24 protein-coding genes are annotated in these 21,632 nt (G+C 74.5%); 10 read left to right on the top strand and 14 right to left on the bottom strand.

Going from position 1 to position 21,632, the window contains the following annotated elements; genetic code table 11:
- The first annotated feature begins 84 nt into the window (after window positions 1-84).
- Entirely contained in the window at window positions 85-1,185 is a 1,101-nt protein-coding gene (locus KSNIM_RS30515) for a GDSL-type esterase/lipase family protein (RefSeq protein ID WP_317634074.1), read from the top strand.
- A 6-nt stretch (window positions 1,186-1,191) separates the two neighbouring features.
- Here the strand turns inward: KSNIM_RS30515 and KSNIM_RS30520 are convergent, their stop codons facing one another.
- The gene (locus tag KSNIM_RS30520; protein ID WP_263106348.1) at window positions 1,192-2,613 is read right to left on the bottom strand and encodes a glycoside hydrolase family 47 protein; all 1,422 of its coding nucleotides are present in this window, start codon (window positions 2,611-2,613) and stop codon (window positions 1,192-1,194) included.
- A 143-nt stretch (window positions 2,614-2,756) separates the two neighbouring features.
- Window positions 2,757-4,124 (bottom strand): NAD(P)/FAD-dependent oxidoreductase, encoded by a 1,368-nt coding sequence (locus tag KSNIM_RS30525; RefSeq protein ID WP_263106349.1) that lies wholly within the window; start codon window positions 4,122-4,124, stop codon window positions 2,757-2,759.
- A gap of 127 nt (window positions 4,125-4,251) precedes the next feature.
- On the opposite strand from KSNIM_RS30525, the gene KSNIM_RS30530 reads away from it, so the two are divergent.
- The 4 genes from KSNIM_RS30530 to purB all read left to right on the top strand — a co-directional run bounded on the left by KSNIM_RS30530 (window position 4,252) and on the right by purB (window position 7,504).
- Window positions 4,252-5,007 (top strand): HipA family kinase, encoded by a 756-nt coding sequence (locus KSNIM_RS30530; protein WP_263106350.1) that lies wholly within the window; start codon window positions 4,252-4,254, stop codon window positions 5,005-5,007.
- On the top strand, window positions 5,007-5,396 hold the full coding sequence (locus tag KSNIM_RS30535; protein WP_263106351.1) for a DUF3037 domain-containing protein: 390 nt from the start codon (window positions 5,007-5,009) through the stop codon (window positions 5,394-5,396). Before KSNIM_RS30530 ends, KSNIM_RS30535 begins: the two co-directional genes overlap by 1 nt.
- Window positions 5,397-5,551: 155 nt before the next feature.
- Window positions 5,552-5,992 carry a MarR family winged helix-turn-helix transcriptional regulator gene (locus KSNIM_RS30540; protein ID WP_263106352.1) on the top strand — a complete coding sequence of 147 codons (441 nt, stop codon included), beginning with the start codon at window positions 5,552-5,554 and terminating at the stop codon, window positions 5,990-5,992.
- A 72-nt stretch (window positions 5,993-6,064) separates the two neighbouring features.
- Window positions 6,065-7,504: an adenylosuccinate lyase gene (gene purB, locus KSNIM_RS30545; protein ID WP_263106353.1), complete on the top strand. Its 1,440-nt coding sequence runs from the start codon at window positions 6,065-6,067 to the stop codon at window positions 7,502-7,504.
- 183 nt (window positions 7,505-7,687) lie between these two features.
- Here the strand turns inward: purB and KSNIM_RS30550 are convergent, their stop codons facing one another.
- Both KSNIM_RS30550 and KSNIM_RS30555 read right to left on the bottom strand, forming a co-directional pair.
- Window positions 7,688-9,181, bottom strand: a complete 1,494-nt coding sequence (locus tag KSNIM_RS30550) for an MFS transporter (protein WP_263106354.1) — start codon at window positions 9,179-9,181, stop codon at window positions 7,688-7,690.
- A gap of 258 nt (window positions 9,182-9,439) precedes the next feature.
- A complete protein-coding gene (locus tag KSNIM_RS30555) occupies window positions 9,440-10,348 on the bottom strand; it encodes an AurF N-oxygenase family protein (protein WP_263106355.1) in 909 nt (302 codons plus the stop codon).
- A 126-nt stretch (window positions 10,349-10,474) separates the two neighbouring features.
- Between KSNIM_RS30555 and KSNIM_RS30560 the strand changes: the two genes are divergently transcribed.
- On the top strand, window positions 10,475-11,467 hold the full coding sequence (locus KSNIM_RS30560) for a PHP domain-containing protein (protein ID WP_263106357.1): 993 nt from the start codon (window positions 10,475-10,477) through the stop codon (window positions 11,465-11,467).
- 19 nt (window positions 11,468-11,486) lie between these two features.
- Here the strand turns inward: KSNIM_RS30560 and KSNIM_RS30565 are convergent, their stop codons facing one another.
- Window positions 11,487-12,311 carry a tyrosine-protein phosphatase gene (locus KSNIM_RS30565; RefSeq protein WP_263106358.1) on the bottom strand — a complete coding sequence of 275 codons (825 nt, stop codon included), beginning with the start codon at window positions 12,309-12,311 and terminating at the stop codon, window positions 11,487-11,489.
- Between the two features lie 217 nt (window positions 12,312-12,528).
- On the opposite strand from KSNIM_RS30565, the gene KSNIM_RS30570 reads away from it, so the two are divergent.
- Window positions 12,529-13,095 carry a DJ-1/PfpI family protein gene (locus tag KSNIM_RS30570; RefSeq protein ID WP_263106359.1) on the top strand — a complete coding sequence of 189 codons (567 nt, stop codon included), beginning with the start codon at window positions 12,529-12,531 and terminating at the stop codon, window positions 13,093-13,095.
- 45 nt (window positions 13,096-13,140) lie between these two features.
- Here KSNIM_RS30570 and KSNIM_RS30575 read toward each other — a convergent pair whose 3' ends face one another.
- Together KSNIM_RS30575 and KSNIM_RS30580 are read right to left on the bottom strand one after the other, a co-directional pair.
- The gene (locus KSNIM_RS30575; protein ID WP_263106360.1) at window positions 13,141-14,085 is read right to left on the bottom strand and encodes a carbohydrate kinase family protein; all 945 of its coding nucleotides are present in this window, start codon (window positions 14,083-14,085) and stop codon (window positions 13,141-13,143) included.
- 37 nt (window positions 14,086-14,122) lie between these two features.
- Window positions 14,123-14,863 carry an alpha/beta hydrolase gene (locus KSNIM_RS30580; protein WP_263106361.1) on the bottom strand — a complete coding sequence of 247 codons (741 nt, stop codon included), beginning with the start codon at window positions 14,861-14,863 and terminating at the stop codon, window positions 14,123-14,125.
- A 76-nt stretch (window positions 14,864-14,939) separates the two neighbouring features.
- Between KSNIM_RS30580 and KSNIM_RS30585 the strand changes: the two genes are divergently transcribed.
- Complete coding sequence (locus tag KSNIM_RS30585; protein ID WP_263106363.1) at window positions 14,940-15,545, top strand: TIGR03086 family metal-binding protein; 606 nt, start codon at window positions 14,940-14,942, stop codon at window positions 15,543-15,545.
- Between the two features lie 32 nt (window positions 15,546-15,577).
- On the opposite strand, the gene KSNIM_RS30590 is transcribed toward KSNIM_RS30585, so the two are convergent.
- Window positions 15,578-15,967, bottom strand: coding sequence for an SCO5389 family protein (locus tag KSNIM_RS30590; protein ID WP_263106364.1), 390 nt, complete (start codon window positions 15,965-15,967; stop codon window positions 15,578-15,580).
- Between the two features lie 155 nt (window positions 15,968-16,122).
- Here KSNIM_RS30590 and KSNIM_RS30595 point away from each other — a divergent pair, with 155 nt between their 5' ends.
- Window positions 16,123-16,389: a DUF2630 family protein gene (locus KSNIM_RS30595; protein WP_263106365.1), complete on the top strand. Its 267-nt coding sequence runs from the start codon at window positions 16,123-16,125 to the stop codon at window positions 16,387-16,389.
- An 80-nt stretch (window positions 16,390-16,469) separates the two neighbouring features.
- Here the strand turns inward: KSNIM_RS30595 and KSNIM_RS30600 are convergent, their stop codons facing one another.
- The 4 genes from KSNIM_RS30600 to KSNIM_RS30615 form a co-directional block, all read right to left on the bottom strand.
- Window positions 16,470-17,015 carry a ferritin-like domain-containing protein gene (locus KSNIM_RS30600; protein WP_263106366.1) on the bottom strand — a complete coding sequence of 182 codons (546 nt, stop codon included), beginning with the start codon at window positions 17,013-17,015 and terminating at the stop codon, window positions 16,470-16,472.
- 115 nt (window positions 17,016-17,130) lie between these two features.
- Complete coding sequence (locus KSNIM_RS30605; RefSeq protein WP_263106367.1) at window positions 17,131-17,913, bottom strand: SGNH/GDSL hydrolase family protein; 783 nt, start codon at window positions 17,911-17,913, stop codon at window positions 17,131-17,133.
- Window positions 17,914-18,036: 123 nt separating this feature from the next.
- Window positions 18,037-18,876, bottom strand: a complete 840-nt coding sequence (locus tag KSNIM_RS30610; RefSeq protein WP_263106368.1) for an alpha/beta fold hydrolase — start codon at window positions 18,874-18,876, stop codon at window positions 18,037-18,039.
- Window positions 18,877-18,991: 115 nt separating this feature from the next.
- Window positions 18,992-19,906: a DUF2797 domain-containing protein gene (locus KSNIM_RS30615; RefSeq protein WP_263106369.1), complete on the bottom strand. Its 915-nt coding sequence runs from the start codon at window positions 19,904-19,906 to the stop codon at window positions 18,992-18,994.
- A gap of 155 nt (window positions 19,907-20,061) precedes the next feature.
- Here KSNIM_RS30615 and KSNIM_RS30620 point away from each other — a divergent pair, with 155 nt between their 5' ends.
- Window positions 20,062-20,421, top strand: a complete 360-nt coding sequence (locus KSNIM_RS30620) for a UBP-type zinc finger domain-containing protein (RefSeq protein ID WP_263106370.1) — start codon at window positions 20,062-20,064, stop codon at window positions 20,419-20,421.
- An 11-nt stretch (window positions 20,422-20,432) separates the two neighbouring features.
- On the opposite strand, the gene KSNIM_RS30625 is transcribed toward KSNIM_RS30620, so the two are convergent.
- Window positions 20,433-21,080 (bottom strand): LysE family translocator, encoded by a 648-nt coding sequence (locus KSNIM_RS30625; RefSeq protein WP_263106371.1) that lies wholly within the window; start codon window positions 21,078-21,080, stop codon window positions 20,433-20,435.
- 11 nt (window positions 21,081-21,091) lie between these two features.
- Window positions 21,092-21,532: a MarR family winged helix-turn-helix transcriptional regulator gene (locus KSNIM_RS30630; RefSeq protein ID WP_263108182.1), complete on the bottom strand. Its 441-nt coding sequence runs from the start codon at window positions 21,530-21,532 to the stop codon at window positions 21,092-21,094.
- Between the last annotated feature and the right edge of the window lie 100 nt (window positions 21,533-21,632).

A 21,632-nucleotide genomic window follows, 5' to 3' on the forward strand; every position in this document is an offset into this window, starting at 1 on the left:
GTGCCCGAGATCCGCCCTGCCAGAAGAAGCACCACCGCCCGCAGAAGACCCGGCGCCCGGCGGCTCGCCGCCCTGTGCGGGGCCGTGACCCTCGCCCTGCCGATGCTGGTCACCGCCGCCACCCCGGCGGCCGCCGCCGGTCCCACCGCCGTCGTCTCGATGGGCGACAGCTACATCTCCGGCGAAGCCGGACGCTGGGACGGCAACAGCGACACCACCAGCGGCAGCCGCGACGGCACCGACCGCGCCTGGACGGGCAGCGGCTACGACCCGACCCGGGTCTACGGCACCACCTACGCCTCCGGCTGTGACCGCTCCGACTCCGCCGAGGTCCGCTCCGCGTCGGGCCTCGCGCAGACCCAGATCAACCTCGCCTGCTCCGGCGCCACCACCGCCAACGTCTTCCGCGCCGCGAACGGCGGGCAGTCCTTCAAGGGCGAGGCCCCGCAGGCCGACCAACTGGCCGCCGTCGCCGCGCAGAACACCGTCAAGCTGATCACGCTCTCCGTCGGCGGCAACGACCTGGGCTTCAGTGACGTGATCTCGACCTGCGTCCAGGACTACGAGATCTGGTGGTCCTACTGCCATGACGACCAGCAGGCCGCCGTGGACGCGAAGATGGACGCCGCGATGGCCGGCGTCGGCAAGGCCGTGGACGAGGTCCGCGCGGTGATGTCCGCCGCCGGCTACGCGCCCTCCTCCTACCGGGTGGTGCTGCAGTCCTACCCGTCGCCGATCCCGCGCAGCACTGAGAACCGCTACCCGGAGAGCGGCTGGAGCCGCACCAACACCGGCGGCTGCCCGTTCTGGAACCTCGACGCCGACTGGGCCCGCGACTCGCTCGTCCCGCAGATCTCGGCCCGGCTGGCCGCCGTCGCCGCCGCCAAGGGCGTGCAGTTCCTCGACCTGCGGGACCTCCTGCAGGGCCGCGAGGTCTGCTCGACCGCGACCCGGCTGGCGGCGCCCGGCACGGCGCCGTCCGCGACCACCAGCGAGTGGGCCCGCTTCCTCGACATGGGCACCACCACCCAGGGCGCCCTGCAGGAGTCCTTCCACCCGAACCACTACGCCCAGCTGGCCCTCGGCCGCTGCCTGACCCTGCTGAACGCGCAGCCGACCGGCAACTGGTCCTGCCGCAACACGCCCGGCCGGGACGCCACCGGGATGTACCTGACGGCCCGCTGAGGGGGTTCAGCGCACGGCGCCGCGCATCAGCTTGCCCTCCGTGGACAGCAGCCCGGAGCGGTAGTCGAAGCGCGGCGCCGCCGCGAACATCAGGTACAGGTACTTGGGGTTCTCCGCGAACCAGTAGCCCGGCGTCAGGTCGCCGCGCCGCAGCGGGGTGACGGTGACGTCTTCGGCCACGGTGTAGCCGCCCGGCACCCGCAGGTTGTCCCGCAGCCCGGCGAAGTAGGTGTAGGCGGTCTCCTTGTACCGCTGCCCGCCGGTGAGCATCCACAGGTCGAAGGAGGCGTTGACGTACTCGGGCCGCAGGTCGTTGCGGCCCGACCGCACGGTGGCGTTGCCGTAGTCGATGGCCTCCGGCACCACCGGGTTGTTGTCCAGGATCATCGTCCAGGTGTTGTAGTAGTCCACCGCCGCGTCCAGGTCGCCGCCCTTGCCGAGCAGCCCGGGGTAGAAGGAGCCGAGCTCGGAGGCGCCGCGGCCCGTCGTCCGCCCGGTGGCGTAGTCGACCTGCTTGTACCAGGCGTAGCCGCCCCGGTGCTCCAGCTGGTAGCGGAGCACGGAGCCGGTCAGCAGCCGGTACCAGTCGCCGAGTTCGCCGTCCCCGAAGAGCTCGGCGCCGGCCCACAGGTACTCGTAGTAGGAGTCGACCGGCGGGTTGGGGGCGCAGGAGGTGGTGTCCGTCCAGCGGCCGGTCTCGATGTTCAGCGAGGTGCCGAGCAGGCCGAGCGCGGAGCGCCGGTCGAAGACCGCCCGCATGGCGCGCTTCGCCGCGTCCCAGTACTTCTGGTTGCCCGTGAGCTTCGAGAGCATGCCGAACTCGAGGATGTTGGAGCCGATCTCGGCGAGCGGGCTGGTGCTGCCGGACACCGCCCCGGTGCGCAGGTTGACGTACCGGTAGGGCATGCCGGTGGGGGAGCGGGTGAAGGCGGGCAGCAGCCGGTCGGCGAGTTCGCGGCAGCGGTCCAGCAGCGGCTGCCGGCCGGTGCAGAGGTAGCCGGCGACCAGGCCGCCGACCAGCCGGATGATCGTCTCGAAGACCTGGACGTCGGCGTCCTGGGCCGGGTCGAGCTCCCGCTCGATCCAGTCGGCGGCACGTGCGACCTCGTCGTCCAGCTCCATCAGCCACAGGGTGTCCAGCGCCTCGACGATGGACAGGCCGAAGGTGCGCCCGTCGGCGAAGAAGTCGTTGCTGCCGCCGGAGACCGGCCGGACCTCGTCGTAGCCCCAGGCGGCCTGCTTGTACCCCTCCCAGCTGTGCACGAACTCGTCGCGGATCTCCCGCGCGGCCACGGCGTCACTCGGCATTCCGGCGGCGGGGGCGGCGAGCGCGGTTGCGGCGGCGGGTCGGGCGAGCGCGGCCCCGGCGGTGGCCACGGCGGCGGCGGAGAGCACGGTACGGCGGCGGGGCAGGGAGAGTGATCGCATGCTGCCGGACGGTAGTCATGCGCACCGTCCGTGGTCAGACAATCACCACACGACGCGTGTCGGCGCTGCCGCCCAGGTCAGGGCGGTAGCGCCGGGTTCGGTCCGACTGCCGGATTCACCCGACAGGTGTCGTTGACCCTCCGTCAGGTGGCGGATCCCTTGGCGAGCAGCATCTGTGCGTGCTCGCGGACCTGGTCCTTCGTCAGATAGGCGTCGGTGTACTCGAAGTCCTGCAGCCGGGCGGGCTGCCGGGCGAGGAATCCGGTGCGGACGAAGTCGTCGCCGGCCGTCGCGTTCAGCAGCCAGTTGGCGCCGACCCGGAACTTGCCGGAGTTGGTCCGCATCGCCATCAGGTGGTACCCACGGGCGACCAACTGGGCGGGCAGGCCGTGCAGTTCGATACCCGCCGGCTTGGAGACGGCGTCCTTGCCGCCAAGGTCGACGACCAGGCCGAGGTCCTTGTGGTAGTAGGGCTCCAGCGGCTGGTTGTGCATTGCGGCGACGACGTTGTCGGCGGCCGCCTTGCCCTGCCGCGCCGCGTGCTGGGCGGTGGGCGGGCAGACCGCGCCGTCACCCTTGGCGAGGTCCGGTACGGCGGCGGCGTCGCCGAGCGCGAACACCCCGTCGAACTGCGGCACCCGCATCTCCGCGGTCACCGCGATCCGGCCCCGGACGGTCTCCGCGTCCAGCGTGGCGATCAGCGGGCTGGCGACCACGCCGGCCGTCCAGATCAGGGTGCGGCAGGGCAGCAGCCGGCCGTCGGTGAACTTGACGTTCTCGGCGCCGACCTCGGCCACCGACACCCCGAGCGAGACCTCGATCCCGCGTCCGCGCAGGATCTCCAGGGCCGTGGTGCCCAGCTTGTCGCCGAGTTCCGGCATCAGCTTCGGCGCGATGTCGATCAGGTGCCACTTGATCAGCCGCGGGTCCAGCCGCGGGTAGCGGCGGATCGCCGCCGTGGTCAGCCGCTGCAGGCAGGCCGCCGTCTCGGTGCCCGCGTAGCCGCCGCCGACCACCACGAACTGCAGCCGGGACTCCCGCTCGCGCTGGTCCAGGGTGGTCGAGGCGAGGTCCAGCTGTGCGATCACGTGGTCGCGCACGTACGCGGCCTCGGCCAGCGTCTTCATCCCGCGCGCGTAGTCCCGCAGCCCGGGGATGTCGAAGGTGCGGGTCACGCTTCCGGGGGCGAGCACCAGGTAGTCGTAGCGCTCGGCCACCACCTCGTCGGTGATCTTGCGGACCACGATCACCTTCGACCGGGGGTCCACCCCGATCGCACCGCCCGGCACTATGTGGGTGCGCCGCAGCGTCCGGCGCAGCGAGACCGCGACCGACTGCGGGGTGAGCACCCCGGCAGCGACGTGCGGCAGCAGCGGCAGGTAGAGCTGGTAGCTGAACGGAGTGACCAGGGAGATCTCGGCCTCCGCCGGCGCGAGCTTGCGTTCCAGGCGGCGTGCGCACTCCAGGCCGGCGAAACCGCCGCCCACGATGACGATTCTGGGTCGCTCCATCGTCCATCCCTTACGTGCTCGTCCGTGCCGTGCCGGGACATCGTTTTCCCCCAAACTCGCACGGACGAACGGGCCCTGCCACCGCAGCACGGCACGGGGAGTAGCCGGGCGCCGATAGGCTGGCCGGATGCTCCCCGAGGTGACGGCGGTCCGGTACGTGACGCCACTGCGAGAAGGCGGCTCCATGCCCGGCCTGGTCGAGGCCGACGACCGGCGGCTGTACGTCCTCAAGTGGTGCGGTGCCGCACAGGGCCGTAAGGCGCTGATCGCCGAGGTGCTGGCCGGCGAGCTCGGCCGCGGTCTCGGGCTGCCCGTGCCCGAGCTCGTGCTGCTCGACCTCGACCCGGTGCTCGCCCGCAGCGAGCCCGAGCACCAGATCCAGGACCAGATGCGGGCCAGCGGCGGCGCGAACCTCGGCATGGCCTTCGTCAGCGGTGCCCTCAACTTCGACCCGCTCTGCTTCGACGTGGACCCCGCGCTCGCCGGGCGGGTGCTCTGGTTCGACGCCTTCACCGGCAACGTCGACCGGTCCTGGCGCAACCCCAACATGCTGATGGCGGCCGGCGGGCTGCGGCTGATCGACCACGGCGCCACCCTGATCTTCCATCACCACTGGGCCGGGTCCGCGGCCTGGGCGGGCCGGCGCTACGACGCGGGCGACCACGCCCTGCTGCGCGCCGACCCCGACCTCAAGGCGGCCGACGCGGAACTCGCCCCGCTCGTACCGGCGGCACTGGAGGCCGCGGTCGCCGCCGTCCCCGAGGTCTGGCTGGCCGACGAGCCGGGCTTCGACTCGCCCGACGCGGTCCGAGCCGCGTACCGCGACCTGCTGACGGCCCGGCTGGCGGGCCGCCACGACTGGCTTCCGGAGGTGGCCGGCTGATGGCCGAGCCGACGCGCGACGACTACGAGTACGCGGTGATCCGCGCCGTTCCCCGGGTGGAGCGCGGCGAGTTCATCAACGTCGGGGTGCTGCTGTACTGCCGGCAGTCCGGCTACCTGGGCGCCCGGACCCACCTCGACCAGGGCCGGCTGCTCTCGCTCGACCCGGTCGCGGACGTGCACGCCGTCCGCCGCGCCCTGCACGGCGTGGAGGCCGTCTGCGCGGGCGGCGAGGCCGCCGGGCCCGCGGCCGGGGACAGCCCGGGGCAGCGGTTCCGCTGGCTGACCGCGCCGCGCAGCGCCGTCCTGCAGCCGGGGCCCGTGCACACCGGGCTGACCGGCGACCCGGAGGGCGAGCTGCGGCACCTCTTCGAGCAGTTGGTGCTCTGAGCGGTCGGTGCTCGGATCGGTCGGCGATCGGTCTGCGCTCCGATCGGTCTGCGCTCCGACGGGGCGCGGGCGCGCGGCCGGTGTGCCGCGCGCCACGCAGTGCTTGCCGTCCTCAAATCTTGAGCCGCTGAAGAATACCGGCGTACGCTGGCCGCATGGCCACGACAGCGTCCACCACCGCACCGTCCGCCGCCGACCTGATGGAGTCGATGGCGGCCGTCGGTGCCGCCTACTTCCAGGACTTCGCCGCCGCGGCCGCCCGGCACGGGCTCAGCTCCTCGCAGGCCAAGGCGCTCAAGGCCGTCCAGGAGCCGGTGCCGATGCGCGCGCTGGCCGGCCGGCTCGGCTGCGACGCCTCCAACGTCACCGGCATCGTCGACCGGCTGGAGGCGCTCGGCCTCGCCCACCGCGAGGCCGCGGCCGGCGACCGCCGGGTCAAGATCGTCGGCATCACCGGTCAGGGCCGCGAGGTGCTCGACCTGATCCGCTCCGACATGGTCCGCACGCACGAGGCCTTCGCCAGCCTGGACCCGGAGCAGCGCACCGCCCTCCAGCAGCTGTGCCGCCAGGTGCTGCCGCTGCTCGCGGAGCGCTGAGACGCCCGGCCCGTCCGGACACCGGGGCGCGGCGACGGGCGGCGCGGGCCGCCTCGACCTCGGCTGTTAGGCTTGCCCAGCGTGAGCGCGAAGCCCCAGATCCCCAATGTCCTGGCCAACCGGTACGCCTCGGCGACCCTGGCCCAGCTCTGGTCCCCCGAGCACAAGGTGGTCCTCGAGCGCCACCTGTGGCTCGCCGTCCTCAAGGCTCAGCAGGACCTCGGCATCGAGGTCCCCGACGGCGCCGTCGCCGACTACGAGCGCGTGATCGACCAGGTCGACCTCGAGTCGATCGCCGCCCGCGAGCGGATCACCCGGCACGACGTCAAGGCCCGCATCGAGGAGTTCAGCGACCTCGCCGGGCACGAGCAGATCCACAAGGGCATGACCTCGCGCGATCTCACCGAGAACGTCGAGCAGCTCCAGATCCGCCAGTCGCTGGAGCACGTCCGCGACCGCACGGTGGCCGTCCTCGTCCGCCTCGGCCGGCTCTCCGCCCAGTACGGCGAGCTCGTCATGGCCGGCCGCTCGCACAACGTCGCCGCCCAGGCGACCACCCTCGGCAAGCGCTTCGCGACCGTCGCCGACGAGCTGCTGGTCGCCTTCCACCGCCTCGAGGAGCTCGTCGCCCGCTACCCGCTGCGCGGCATCAAGGGCCCGGTCGGCACCGCCCAGGACATGCTCGACCTGCTCGGCGGCGACGCCGAGAAGCTCGCCGAGCTGGAGCGCCGGGTCGCCGGCCACCTCGGCTTCGACCACGTGCTCACCAGCGTCGGCCAGGTCTACCCGCGCTCGCTCGACTTCGAGGTCGTCTCCGCCCTCGTCCAGCTCGCCGCCGCCCCCTCCAGCCTCGCCAAGACCATCCGCCTGATGGCCGGCCACGAGCTGGTCACCGAGGGCTTCAAGGCCGGCCAGGTCGGCTCCTCCGCGATGCCGCACAAGATGAACACCCGCTCCTGCGAGCGCGTCAACGGCCTCGCCGTCATCCTGCGCGGCTACGCCTCGATGACCGCCGAGCTCGGCGGCGACCAGTGGAACGAGGGCGACGTCTCCTGCTCCGTCGTCCGCCGGGTCGCCCTGCCGGACGCCTTCTTCGCCTTCGACGGCCTGCTGGAGACCTTCCTCACCGTCCTCGACGAGTTCGGCGCCTTCCCGGCCGTCATCGAGGCCGAGCTCGACCGCTACCTGCCGTTCCTGGCCACCACCAAGGTGCTGATGGGCGCGGTGCGGGCCGGCGTCGGCCGGGAGACCGCACACGAGGTCATCAAGGAGCACGCCGTCGCCTCCGCGCTCGCCATGCGCGAGGGTGCCCGCGAGAACGCGCTGCTCGGCCGGCTCGCCGAGGACGAGCGCATCCCGCTCGACCGGGCCGCGCTGGACGCGCTGCTCGCCGACCGGCTCTCCTTCACCGGTGCGGCCGGCGCCCAGGTCGCCGAGGTCGTCCGCCGGGTCGAGGCCGTCGCGGACGCCTACCCGGAGGCCGCCAAGTACGCCCCGGGCGACATCCTCTAGGAATCCCTCAGACGGCACCCGCCGAGGGGCGTGGGGAACTGCGCAAGCCGGAGGAGGGTCACGGTGCAATCAGGGGTTGCCCTGAACCGTCGTGACGCCGATCCCGGACTGCGCAGTTCCCCGCGCCCCTGGGGTGAACGCCGTAGTTCCCCGCGTGCCCCTGTTGTGGCTCCTCGTTCGCCTTCACGGTTCGGTGCGTCTGGCGGGGTGGCCCGGGTCGATCGGCGGGGTGGTGGTGTCGCAGCGCCAGCCGCAGTTCGGTTCGGCGATCTCCCGTTCGGGTTCCAGGGCGTCGCCGCGCACGGTCGCCAGGGCCAGCAGTCCGCCCGCCGCGAGCAGTCCGGCGCAGATCAGCATCGCCGTTTCGAAGGCGTCGTCCACCGCGGCCGGCACCCGGTAGGCGTTGCCGCTGAGTCCGGCCAGTGCGGGCAGCGCCGCCACCGCCAGCAGGCCCGCGGCGCGGGCCGCCGCGTTGTTGACCCCGCTCGCGATCCCGGCCCGCCGTACGTCGACCGCCGCGAGCACGGTCGCCGTCAGCGGTGCCACCAGCAGTGTCATTCCGCAGCCGAGCACCGTCACCGCGGGCAGTACGTCCGTCCAGTACGAGGCGTCCGGGCCGATCCGCAGCATCAGCAGCACACCGGCCGCGCAGATCACCGGCCCGAGGAAGAGCGGCAGCCGCGGCCCGACCGCCCGGCCGAGCCGGCCCGCGCGGCTGGAGAAGGCCAGCATCAGCACGGTGATCGGCACCAGCGCCACCCCTGCCGTCAGCGGGCTGAACCCCGACACCACCTGCAGTTGCACGGTCAGCAGCAGGAAGACGCCGCTGAACGCGCCGTACACGCACACAGTCACCAGGTTCACCGAGGTGAACAGCCGGGACGAGAAGAGCTCCAGCGGCAGCATCGGCTGTTCGGTGCGCCGCTCCACCAGCACGAAGGCCACCCCGAACAGCACTCCCAGCAGGCCCGCGACCGGCGCGAACGAGCTGCCCGTCTCGGTCAGCGCGTACGTCACCCCGGCGAGTGCCAGTGCGGCGAGCACCGCGCCCAGGACGTCGAACCGCCCCGAACGGTCGGGATCGCGGGTCTCCGGCACGTGGCGGGCGGACACCGCGATCACCACCACCGCGACCGGCACGTTGATCAGGAAGATCCAGCGCCAGCCAGGGCCGTCGACCAGCCATCCGCCGAGGAACGGGCCCACCGCCGCCGCGACCCCGCCCAGCCCGGACCAGGCGCCCACCGCCGCGCCCCGGTCGTCCGGGTGGAACACCGCCTGCAGCATGGCCAGCGAACCCGGTGTCAGCAGTGCCCCGCCGATGCCCTGCAGCGCCCGCGCCGCGATCAGCACCTCGATCGTCGGGGCCGCCGCGCAGATCGCCGACGCCGCCGCGAACCAGGCCACCCCGATCAGGAAGACCCGCCGCCGCCCGTACCGGTCGCCCAGCGAGCCGCCCAGCAGGATCAGCGCCGCGAGGGTCAGCAGGTAGGAGTTGACCGTCCACTGCAGGGCGGCCAGCGAGGCGTCGAGGTCCTCGCCGATCCGTGGCAGGGCCACGTTCACCACCGTGCCGTCCAGCATCGCCATGCCGGAGCCGAGGACCGTCGCCAGGAGCACCCAGCGCGCCCGCGGGGTGCCCATCCGGATCGTCAGTGCCGCCCGATCGCCGCTCATCCTTCGATCCTGCGCCGCACCCGGCACCTCGTGCACCCCCGCCGCGCACGGGCCACCCGCCGTGGCCGCGGCACCCCGCACCGCGACCGGCCGTGCGCCTCGGGGTTCCGGCGCCGCCGTCGGCCTCGGCCCGGTCCGCAGCGCGGTGCGGACCGGCGTGCGGCAGCTGCTCATCGCCGCCTCCGCCGTCACCCACGGCCTCGGCGCGGTGGCCGGCGGCGCCGTGCTCCGGGCCGGGCGGGGGCGGGGTGGCGGGGCTCAGTCGAGCAGGCCGGCGCGGCGCCACCGCGGTGCCGTCCGGTGGTCGACGATGCCGAGGTCGGTGAAGAACGCGAGCGCCTTGCGGGCCCACTCGACGCGGGCCGCCCGCCAGTGCTCGTTGGCCGCGGCGGTGCGCTCCGCCTCGCGGACGTCCAGGCCGGAGAGGGCGTACACCCGCGGGTGGACGAGCTCCGCCACCGCGAGCCGGGCCAGCACCAGCAGGCCGCGCCGGAAGACCGCCCGGCGGGCCGGACCCATCCGTGCCCAGATCCGCTCCAGCTCGGGCTTGGCGTAGCCGATGTGCCGGGCCTCCTCGACGACGTGGATCCGGGCGACCGCCCGGGCCAGCGGCTGCAGCGACTCGTCGCGGACCATCTCCCGCTGCATCGCGTCGGTGAACTCCTCCACGAAGATCGCTCCGGCGAAGGTGATCGCGGTGTCGTTCAGCAGGAAGTGCAACTTGCCGCGCCGGTGCGCCTTGGCCGAGGGCCGGGCCGACGGGTAGCCGGTGGCGGCGATGTACCGCGCGAACATGGTGGAGTGCCGGCACTCGTCGGCGACCTCGGTCAGCGCGTACTGCGCGTGCCGGGTGGTCAGGTCGCCCTCGTAGACGTGCCGGATCAGGCCCTCCATCAGCACCAGCTCGAACCAGATGCCGGCCGCGGTCGCCGAGGCCAGCTGGTGCACGCTCAGACGGGCCTGCTGCCGCGGCGTCAGGGTCTCCCACAGCGGGGTGCCGTAGAGGGTGACCCGGTGCGGCGGCAGGGCGAAGTGGTCCGGGTCGATCGGCGCGTCCCAGTCGATCTCGGTCAGCGGGTCGTAGGAGTGGCGGGCGGAGGCGCGCAGCAGCCGGGCGGCGTTCTGTTCCCGGCGGTCGGCGTGCGGGGCGGGGGCGGTGTCGCGCATCGGTCGGCTCCGGTGGGGTCGGGGGCGTGGGGGATCGGGTGCACCGACGGGAGCAGTGAACCAGTTAGACGACATGTCAACAAGGGGTCGCGCGCGGGCCGGCCAGGCTTTGGCGACACTGGCCCCATGGAGCCAGTCGCGGCCTTGGAACGCATCGCCTTCCTGCTGGAGCGCGAGGACGCCTCCCCGTACCGGGTGAAGGCCTTCCGCACGGCGGCCGAGGCCGCCCGGGCCCTGCCCGCAGGCCCGGTCGACGCCGCCCGAGCCGCCCGCCTGCCCGGCGTCGGCCCGAAGACCGCCCAGGTGATCGCCGAGGCCTCGGCCGGACGCGTCCCCGGCTACCTCGCCGAACTCGAGGAGCGCGCCGGTCCGCTCGCCGAGGGCGCCGACGCGTTGCGCGCCGCCCTGAAGGGCGACTGCCACCTGCACTCCGACTGGTCCGACGGCGGCAGCCCGATCGGGACCATGGCCCGCACCGCCCGCGACCTCGGCCACGCCTGGGCCGTCCTCACCGACCACTCGCCCCGCCTCACCGTCGCCCGCGGCCTCACCGCGGAACGGCTGCGCGAGCAGCTCGACGTGGTCGCCGGCCTCAACCGCGAGCTCGCGCCCTTCCGGCTGCTCACCGGCATCGAGTGCGACATCCTCGACGACGGCTCACTGGACCAGGACGAGGACCTGCTGGCCGAACTCGACCTGGTCGTCGCCTCCGTCCACTCCAGACTGCGGATGGATCGCGCCCCGATGACCCGCCGCCTGCTCGCCGCCGTCCGCAACCCGCTGGTCGACGTCCTCGGCCACTGCACCGGACGACTGGTCGGCGGCCGTACCCGCCCGGAGTCGCAGTTCGACGCCGAGGCGGTCTTCGCGGCCTGCGCCGAGTCCGGCACCGCGGTCGAGATCAACTGCCGCCCCGATCGCCGAGACCCGCCGACCCGGCTGCTGCGGCTCGCGATCGACGCCGGCTGCGTCTTCGCGATCGACAGCGACGCGCACGCCCCCGGCCAGCTCGACTGGCAGCAGTACGGCTGCGCCCGCGCGGCCGACGCGGGGCTCGACCCGGAGCGGATCGTCAACACGCGCCCGGTCGAGGAGCTGCTCGCCTGGACGGCCGCCTGAGGGCCGGCGTCCTGCGCGCTCAGGCGGTGAGCCGCTCCCGCAGATGGCCGAGGGTCTCGTCCTTGATGCCGAGCCCGGCCCGGGCGTAGCTCTCGACGTCGCCCCAGCCGTCCTCGACCGCCTGTCGGGCCGCGGCGAGGTACGCGGGGTGCGCGCCGAACACCGCGTCCGCGATCTCCGGGTCGCCGCCCGCGGCGGCGAACTCCTCGATCAGCGGGGCGAACGCGGCCTGCACCGCCGCGCCCACCGACAGGTACTCGGCGACGACCGTCCGGTCGTCCGCGCCGAGCAGCAGCAGGACGAGCGCCGCCCCCCAGCCGGTGCGGTCCTTGCCCGCGGTGCAGTGGAAGAGCACCGGGCCGCCGTCCCGGTGCGCGAGCGCCGTCAGCAGCTGGCGGTACGACTGGCGGGCCGACTCGGCCGTCACGAACGAGCGGTAGTCCGCGGCCAGCGCCCGCGCCGCCCGGCCGCCGCGGAACTCCCGGTTGGCGAGCGCCGGGTCGGCGAAGGCGGCGGCCAGCCGGGCGGCGGTGCCGGTGCCCGCCGGGTCCGCCATCACATCGGCGACCAGCAGGTGCGCCCCGCCCGGCACCCGGTCGGGGCGGGCGGCGCGTTCCCGCTCGGTGCGCAGGTCCACGACGGTGCGTACGCCGAGGGCGGCGAAGACGGGGTCGGAGGGGATGTCCAGGCGGTCGAGCTGGCCGGAGCGGAAGGCCAGCCCGGCACGGATCCGGCGGCCGCCGGGCAGCACGATGCCACCGAGATCACGCAGGTTGGCGACGGTGCTGGAGCCCACGATCTGCGAGCACTGCATGGCTACCTCCAGGCAGGGGACGCGACTCATCTGCACGCTAGGCCCTCCGGTGACCGGCCGCTCGCGGAGCGCGTCCGCCCGGCCGGGCACCCGCCGACCCGCCGTGGGGCGCGCAGGGGGGCGCACACCGGCGCGCCGGGCGCGTGCCGTCCGTGCCTCGCGCGCCGCATTGCCCGACGGTCCGCCAGGCGGCAGTGTGTGTCGGGGCTCACACAGGGTGGGCGGAGGAAGGACGGTACCGCCGGACATGGCAGCCAAGATCCTGATCGTCACCGGTGACGCGGCGGAGTCGCTGGAGGTGTTCTACCCCTACCAGCGGCTGCGCGAGGAGGGGTACGAGGTGCACATCGCCGCGCCCGCCAAGAAGACGCTGCAGTTCGTGGTGCACGACTTCGTCGACGGCTTCGACACCTACACGGAGAAGCCCGGCTACACCTGGCCCGCCGACGTCGCCGTCGCCGACGTGGACCCGGCCGACTACGTCGCGCTGGTGATCCCCGGCGGCCGCGCCCCCGAGTACCTGCGCAACAACGCCGACGTGCAGCGCATCGCCGCGCACTTCTTCCAGGAGGACAAGCCGGTCGCGCAGATCTGCCACGGCCCGCTGATCACCCTGGTCGGCGGCACCCTCAACGGCCGCACCACCGCCGCCTACCCGGCGCTGGAGCCGGACGTCGCGGCGGGCGGCGCCGACTTCGTCGACGGCGAGGCCGTGGTCGACGGCGTGGTGGTGTCCGCCCGCGCCTGGCCCGACCACCCGGCCTGGATGCGTGCCTTCGTCGAGGTGCTGCGCGAGAAGGCGCCGGCCGAGTAGCACCGGCCGCCCCGCCCGGAGACTCCGGCGGCGGCCGGCGGCCGGTCAGAGCCGGTCCGCCCAGGGCGGGTTGGGGCCGGCCACCGCACAGGTCAGCGCCGCCACCCCGGCCGCGAAGCGGCACGCCTCGGCCACCGCGGGCACCGTGACCCCGTCCAGCCGCCCGCCCAGCAGACCCTGCGCGTCCAGCCGGTGCAGCAGACCGGCCGTGAACGCGTCCCCCGCGCCGACGGTGTCCACCACCTCCACCCGCCGGGCCGGTACCGCGATCCGCTCCCCATTCAGCGAGGCCAGCGCGCCCTGCGGGCCGAGCGTCACCACCACCAGCGGCACACCGTCCTCGTGGAACCGGTCGCAGACCTCCTCGACCACGCTCTCCGGGTAGAGGTGCCCGACGTCGTCCACGCTCAGCCGCAGGACGTCCGCCAGCGCGCACCAGCGTGGCAGCCGTTCGCGGTAGACCGCCGGATCGACCAGCAGCGGACGGACGTTGGGGTCGATCGACACCGTCGCACCCGCCGCGGCCCGGGCCAGGTACGCCTCGATCGCGGGACCGCCCGGGTCCCGCACCAGCGCCAGCGAGCCGGTGTGCACACAGACCGGTCCGGCCGGCGGGACCGCCGCCAACTCGGCCTCCGTCCACTGCCAGTCCGCCGTGCCCTCGGCATGGAACGAGAAGCTCGCCCGGCCCTCGCCGTCCAGCTCCGCGACCGCCAGGGTGCTCGGCTCCGCCGCCGCCACACAGCCCGACAGGTCGACCCCCGAGCCGGCCAGCTGCGCGCGGAACAGCCGCCCGAATACGTCGTCCGCCAGCCGCGCCCGGAAGGCCACCGGCGTGCCCAGCCGGGCCAGCGCCACCGCCGTGTTGGCCGGCCCACCGCCAGGGTGCACCCGCAGCGCCAGCTCGCCGGGCCCGCTCAGGGCGGCATCGGTGAAGGCGTCGGCGACGCACTCGCCGATCACGGTGACGCGGACCGGACTGCTGGGCACGGCGGGACCTCCTGCGCGGGCGGCGGTGAGGAGGCCATCATGCCGGGTGCCCGGCCCCGCGGAGCAGCGCGGCGACGAACCGTTGCCGCGGCGACGGGTGTTCGCCGAACCAGCGGCCGAGCCGGTGGACGGCGTCCGGCAGCTCCAGCCGGGTGTGCTCGGAACGCGCGGTCAGCGCCCGCCCGACCTCCGCGGTCACCTCGGCCGGGATCACCCCGTCACGGCCGGGCACCACCAGCACCGACCGCCCGCCGAAGGCCCGCAGTGCGGGCAGCGCCGCCGAGTCCCGCCAGCTGCCGGGCCGTCGGACGATCCCGGTGAATCCCGCGCCGAACGGCACCGGCCAGGCCTCCCGCGCGTACACGGCCGGGGCGCAGAGCCCGACGGCCCGTACCCGGGGCCCGTACCGTGCCGTCAGATCGGCCACCGTCTGCCCGCTCATGCTGAACCCGACCAGCACCAGCCCCCCGCCGCCGGCGTGCCGGTCGATCAGGGCGGCGGCCTGCCGCAGCCGGCGCTCCAGCGACAGTTCCGCGAGCCGTCCGGAACTCGCGCCGTGGCCGGAGAAGTCCAGGGCGAGGGCGCGGCACCCCCGGGCGGCCAGGTCGCCCAGCAGTGGCAGCAGGCGGGCGCTGTCGCTGTCTCCCGCGCCGTGGAGGGCGACGGCGGTGAGACCGACCGGGTCGGCGGGCGCGAGCGCGACGGCGGCGAGCTGCTCGCCGTCCGCCTCGAGGGGGAACCGGTCGATCCGGGGTCGTTCGGGGTGGGAGCGGTCCATGGACCGGGCGACGTCCGGGGCGGCCGGTCGGTTCCTCCAGGGTGCCGCACCGTCCGATCGGGTGAAGGGTGGAGACATGGCAGAACAACCGGAAGCCGTGCTGAAGCTGTTCGCCGACGCCCAGGACACCTTCGGCCGGCACGTGCGCAGGGCCGCCGCCCACGACTCCTGGGCGGCGCCGACGCCCTGCGCCGACTGGACCGTCCGCGACCTGGTCGGCCACCTGACCTCCGAGCACCTCTGGGCGCCGCCGCTGCTGGCGGGCCGCACCGTCGCGGAGGTCGGCGACCGCTTCGACGGCGATGTGCTCGGCGACGACCCGGTCGCGGCCTGGACGGCCGCCGCCGAGGCGTCCCGCGCCGCCTTCGAGGACCCCGGCGCACTCGAGCGGACCGTCCAGCTGTCGTACGGCAGGCGCCCCGCGGCCGGCTACTGCCGGGAGATGACGGTCGACGCGATCATCCACGCCTGGGACCTCGCGGTCGGGGTCGGAGCGGACCTCGCGATGGACCGGGAGGCCGCCGAGTTCGCCCTCGCCGAGCTCGGGAAGTACGGCGAGGACCTCTCCTCCTCCGGGGTGTTCGGCCCGGCCGTGCCGGTGCCCAAGGACGCCGACGCGCAGACCAGACTGCTCGGCCTCGCCGGCCGCGACCCGGCCGACCCGCTGCGCACGGGAGGCTGACCGGGCGCGGCCGGCGCCGCCGACCGCGGTGGTCAACAGCTGCGCAGGCCGGGCACCTGGTTGAGCAGCTGCGCCCGTGCCGAGGTGAACCGGGCGTACGCCTCGGTCCGCTCGGTGCCGGGGCGGAAGACCGCGACCCGGTGGCAGTTCTGGAAGGCGATCTTCACACCGAAGTGCCGCTCCAGGCTGCCGCGGATGGCGTCGCTGGCCATGGCGCGCAGCAGCTGCCCGCGCTCCTCGTCCGTCGGCGCGGTGGTGTTGTCGGCGAACTCGGCGGGCGAGTCCTGCAGTTCGCCGCTGAGCTCGGCGACCGTGCGGTAGGCGTACGGCAGGGAGGTGCGGACGGTCTCGACGAACTCCGCCTCCTCCACCTCGCCGTGCTCGGCCTTCTCCAGCAGGGCGGCGGGGACGTTCAGGGACATGTGGTGCTCCTCAGCTTATGAAAGTGAAAGTCATTTCCAGCAAGCGCCATCCTGATCGGCGTCTGACGCCCTGTCAAGCCGCTGCTCCGCCGAACGGGTGCCGGGTCGCGCCGCACACCGGCCGTTCCTAGGCTGGGGAGCGAGGAGGTGTCCCGGTGGACGAGCAACCGAGTGGCGGCACCGACCGGCGGATCCTGGACCGGATCGGTGAGATGGTCGCGGCCGAGCGCGAGCTGCGGACGATGCTGGCCGAAGGACGGATCGACCCGGCCAGCGAGCGGGAGCGACTGCGCGAGCTGGAGGCGGAGCTCGACCAGTGCTGGGACCTGCTCCGGCAGCGTCGGGCACGGGTCGACGCGGGAGACGATCCCGATCTCGCCGCGGTGCGCAGCATCGAGGAGGTCGAGCGGTACGAGTCCTGAGCCCCCGGGCTCGGCGGCGGGGCGGGTCGGGGCCGCGCGGGTGGGTCGGGGCCGCGGGGCGGGAACGCCGCGGGGGCGGGTCAGCTGGCGCGGGTGCGGAGCAGGTCCTCCAGCGCCTCGGCGTTGCGCCGCACGTCGGCGGCCAGTGCGTGCAGCAGGTCGCGGCTGTCGGGGTCGCGGTCGCCGAACCAGTCCGCGATCTCCCGGTACGTCGCGAGGACGATCCGCTCGGCCCGCAGATTGCGGTCGAGGGTGGCCGTGAGTGCGGCGTCCGCGGGCACCGAGTAGTCGGTGTGGGCCCGCTGGGCGAGGGTGTCCGGGTCGAAGTTGGGCCGCCCGCCGAGTACGGTGATCCGCTCGGCGACCGCGACGGCGTGCCGCATGCCCTGGTCGGCCTGTGCGGTCAGCAGGGCGGCCGCCCGGGCGGCCTCGGGGTCGCCGCCGGCGGCGGCCAGGGCGTCCCGGGTGTAGCGGAGCCAGCCGACCACCTCCGTGGCGATCACGTCGTTGAGCACGCTGATCGCCCGCTCCTCGTCCAGGTGCGGCGCGGTGTCGGGCTCGGCGGCCATCGTGCGCAGCGCCTCGCGGCTGATGCGGGTCACGTCGACGGCGAAGCTGTCGGCCATGGCGGTGCCTCCTGTGCGCGGGCGGTCCCGTCACGACCGACGGTATGCCGGACGCGGGCGGAGGGAAACCGGGGCCGGCGCCCCCGGGCGGGGGCGCCGGCCGGGCTCCGGGTGCTCAGAGCGGCAGCAGCTCGGGGCGCTTGGCCTCGACATGGTCGCCCGAGGACTCGCCGCGCAGCCGCCGGCCGACCCACGGGATCAGGTACGTCCGGGCCCACTGCAGGTTCTCGCGGCGCTGCTCGGCCGGGGTGGGCTCGGGGCGGTCCGGCCAGGGCGCCTCCGGGTCCTGCTCGGTCGGCAGCCCGAGCGAGCGGGCGGCCAGCAGGGCGACCCGCTGGTGGCCCTCGGGCGAGAGGTGCAGCCGGTCCTCGCTCCAGGCCCGGCGGTCGTGCACCGAGCGCAGCGACCACAGGTCGGCGACCGCGCAGCCGTTGCGGTCGGCGATCGCCCGCATGTGGCCGTTGTACGTGGCGATCTTGCCTCGCAGGTGGCGCAGCACCGGCACGGTGCGGGTGTCGAAGCCGGTGCAGACCAGCACGGTGCCGGCGCTCTCGCGGAGCTGCAGGACGGCCGACTCGAACCGCTCGGCGACCTCGTCCGGGTCGCTGCCCGGACGCAGGATGTCGTTGCCGCCGGCGCAGAAGGTCACCAGGTCCGGCGCGATCCGCCGGACCTCGGGCACCTGCTCGGCGGCGATCTGGTCGAGCAGGCGGCCGCGGACGGCGAGGTTGGCGTACCGGAAGTCGCCGTCCGGCCGGCGGTCGGCGAGCATCCCGGCGAGGCGGTCGGCCCACCCGGCGTAGCGGCCGTCGGGGCCGGGGTCGTTCAGGCCCTCGGTGAAGCTGTCGCCGAGGGCGACGTAGGAAGTGGGGTCAAAGGTCTCCATCGGATCAGACATGGTGCCGATGTTTCACCCTCTGAAGTGACCTACGCCACCGTAGGTGCCCCGTAGCAGAGCGTGATCTCTGCCACCCCCGCGGCCGGGTGTGCCACCGGGCCGCCGCCGGTGCCGGCCCGGGCCTCAGGCCGCAGCCGCGCAGCCGTCGAGGATCACCCGGCCGACCAGCGCCGGATCGTCGCTCATCGGCACGTGCCCGCAGCCGGGCAGCCGCACCAGACGGGCGCCGGGGATCTCGCGCAGCGCCCGGACGCCCTGCCGGCGGACGAGCAGGCGGTCCCGGCTGCCCCAGGCGATGGTGACCGGCACGCCCGGCACGTCCCCGGTGAAGCGGACCCGGCGGCCCGCGGCCAGTGTCGGCGCGAAACCCGCGGCCTCCCGCAGCGCCCTGGTCTCGCCGATCGCGCCCTCGGGCGAACGCCGGCCCGGCCGGGCGTAGATGCTGCTGACCAGCAGGGCGCGGCCGGCGGCGGACCGCGCCAGTCGCTCGACTGCGGGCTGCGGCAGTGTCCGGGCGCCGAGGCGCATGCCCGTGAGCACCGCGAAGGCGTAGCGCCGCTCCGGCTCCGTCCAGAAGCCGGCGGGGGAGAGGGCGGTGACCGAGCGGGCCAGGCCGGCGCGGCCGAGGCCGAGGGCGAGCAGTCCGCCGAGCGAGTTCCCCGCCACGTGCGGGCGCTCGACGCCGAGCGCGGCGCAGAACGCGCCGACGGTCGGGACGGCCGCCTCCAGGTCGTACGGCACGCCCTCCGGGAGGGCGGGCGAGCTGCCGAAGCCCGGCAGGTCGACGGCGATCACGTCGTGCCGCGCGGTCAGCGCGGACAGCACCGGCCCCCAGGCCTGCCAGTGGTGGCCGATGCCGTGCAGCAGCAGGAGCGGGCTGCCGGAGCCCTCGCGGTGGTAGCGCACCGTCGCGGTGCGCGGGCCGTACGGGGAGGGCAGGGCGAAAGTGACCTCGGCGGGCATGCGGGGCGCTCCTCTGCTGGACGGAATGTCAGCAAGGATTACCGACGGGTAGCAACCCTGCAAGGGCTTCGCCGGGATCCGCCCCCCACCCGGGGGCCGGAAGGGACGGGATCCCTCAGAACAGCGCCGGCTGGGCGTCAGGGGCCGGCGGGCGCCGGTGCGCGCGCACCTCCACCCCACTGCACGGCCCGGACGGCGCCGCGGACAGCCCCCAGCCCGTCAGCCGCCGGGCGTCCAGCAGCAGCGGCTCGCCGCCGTCCGGCTGCTCCAGGAACAGCTGGCGCCCGATCGGCGCCCGCAGCGTCCCGCCCACCGTCGCACCGTCCGTCACCGCCACCACCTCGCGGTACACCCGCGGCGGACCGTCCGTCAGCCCGAACAGCCCGACCTGGTCCACCACCTCGCCCGACGGGAACAACTCCACCGGATGCCCGGCGAGCAGCCCGACCACCGCCGCCCGCAACTCGGCCACCCGCTGCGCCCGCTCCGCCGGGCCGGGCAGGTGCCACCACTGCTCCGCCTTCGCCCGCACGCCGAACCGCTCCCGTGCCAGCCCCGCCCCGGACACCGTCAGCTCCGCCCGGCGCACCGCCGGCAGCGGGCCGCGGGCCACCACGGTGAACACCGGGGCACCCTGCTCCTGCAGCCTGGCCCGGCCGCGCTGCTCCGCCGTCAGCCCGACCTTGGCCAGGTCGCCGCCGAACCAGGCCAGGTAGAGCAGGTACGTGCGGCCGTCGTCGAGGATCCTGTCCCGCGCGAGCGCCAGCCCGCGGTCCACCGCCTGGCACGGCGGGCAGAGCACCGCGCCGCCGTCCGGGCCGATCTCCGCCCGGTGCGGGCAGGGCCGCCGGTCCGCCTCGCCGGCCAGCCACGGCCCCGAGCAGTACCGCGGACCGTGCAACCGCCAGCTCACCTGCTGCCCCGCCGCGACCACCCGCTCGCGGAGCCGGCCCCCGCGCACCGCCCCGAGCACCGGGCGCCCGTCCTGCCAGTGCAACCCGGTGCAGCGCCACCCCGCCTGCCCGTCCACTCCATGCCCTCCTCGTATCCGCCCGCCCCATCCCACCAGACGCCACTGACAGGCGGGGAGGTCCCCGCAGGCCGCCCGCCCCGCTCCCCTGCGGGAGCGGGGCGGCGGGCGTACGGTCAAAGGCGCGGGGAGGGCGATGCGAAGGAGGCTGCGGCATGGCGGAGCAGCGGATTGCCGGGATCGATCCGTCGGCGGTGCCGAGCGGTCAGGGATGCGTCGAGTGCCTCGCCGGGCAGGACGCCGGCTGGTGGCTGCACCTGCGGCGGTGCGCCGAGTGCGGGCACATCGGGTGCTGCGACTCCTCGCCGTCCCAGCACGCCACCCGGCACGCCCGGGAGAGCGGGCACCCGTTCATCACCAGCTTCGAGCCGGGCGAGGACTGGTTCTGGAACACCGAGACCGGCGAGTACTACACCGGTCCGGCGCTGGCGCCGCCGCTCTCCCGGCCGGACGCGCAGCCATCGCCCGGCCCGTCCGAGAGGGTGCCCGCGGACTGGCGGAGCCGGTTGCACTGAGGCGCGGTGCCTCAGTCGCCGAGGGCGAGCCTCAGGCCGAAGAGGGCGACCACGCCGCCGGTGATCCGGTCGAGGACGCGCTTCGCGGTCGGCCCGGCGAGCCAACGGCGGACGACCCGGGCGAAGCCCACCAGGACGGCGGACCAGAGTGTGCCCAGCACGATGTGCTCGCAGGTGAGCAGCGTGCCGAAGGCCAGGTGCGGGGCGCCCGGCGGGATGAACTGCGGCAGCAGTGCCATGTAGAAGACGCCGACCTTGGGATTCAGCAGGTTGGTGAGTGCCCCGCGCCGCCAGCCGGGGCCGAAGCCGTCGCGCTCGGCGGCGTCCGCGGGCTCGGACTCGGTCGCGGAGTGCCCGGCGGGCTCGCGCCGCCAGGATTCGCGGATCATGCGTCCGCCCATCCACAGCAGATAGGCCGCACCGGCCCAGCGCAGCAGCTCGTAGGCGAGGTGGGAGGCGGTCAGCACGGCGGTGGCGCCGGCGGAGGCGAGCACGCCCCAGACGAGGGTGCCGGTCTGGATGCCGAGGACGACGCCCCAGGCGCGGCGGCGGCGGCCGAGGACGGCGGTGCGCAGGATGAGGGCGGTGTCGAGGCCGGGGGTGAGCGTCAGAAGGCCGACCAGCACGGCGAAGGACCAGAGGGCGGTGGCGTTGTCCATGCCCGGTGAGCCTATCGGTCGGCCCGTCCCGGGGTGTCGGGGCGGGGCCAGCTGCGGCCCTCCTTGGCCTCGATGCTGCGGTTGAGACGGGTGAGCAGGTGGGCGAGGGCGGCGACCTCGTCCTGCGGCCAGTCCGCCAGCACGGAGGCCAGGCCGTTGAGCGACCATTCGCGGTCGTGGTGCAGCCGGCGCAGGCCCTCCTCCGTGATGCGCAGTTTGCGGGCGATGCCGCCGGCCGGGTCCGGGATGCGTTCGACCAGGTTCTGACGGAGCATCGCGGCGGTCTGCCGGTTGACCGTGGAGGTGTCCAGGTTGAAGGCCTCGGCGAGCTGACCGATGGTCATCGGGCCCTCGGCCTCGATCCGGCTGAGCAGGGTGTACGCGCTGCGCTCCAGCCGGCCTCCGGGGTCGGCGCGCAGCGAGCCCATCGCCTGGTGGCGTCCGATCAGCATCAGTTCGCGTTCGAGGTCGCCGAGCTCCTCGTGCACAACGTCCTCCTCGTCGCTCCGCCGTCGGTGATCGTCGGGTTCCAGTCAATCCTATGTGCATCAT

It is taken from the genome of Kitasatospora sp. DSM 101779 (genome assembly GCF_025655475.1).
Classification (GTDB): Bacteria; Actinomycetota; Actinomycetes; order Streptomycetales; family Streptomycetaceae; genus Kitasatospora.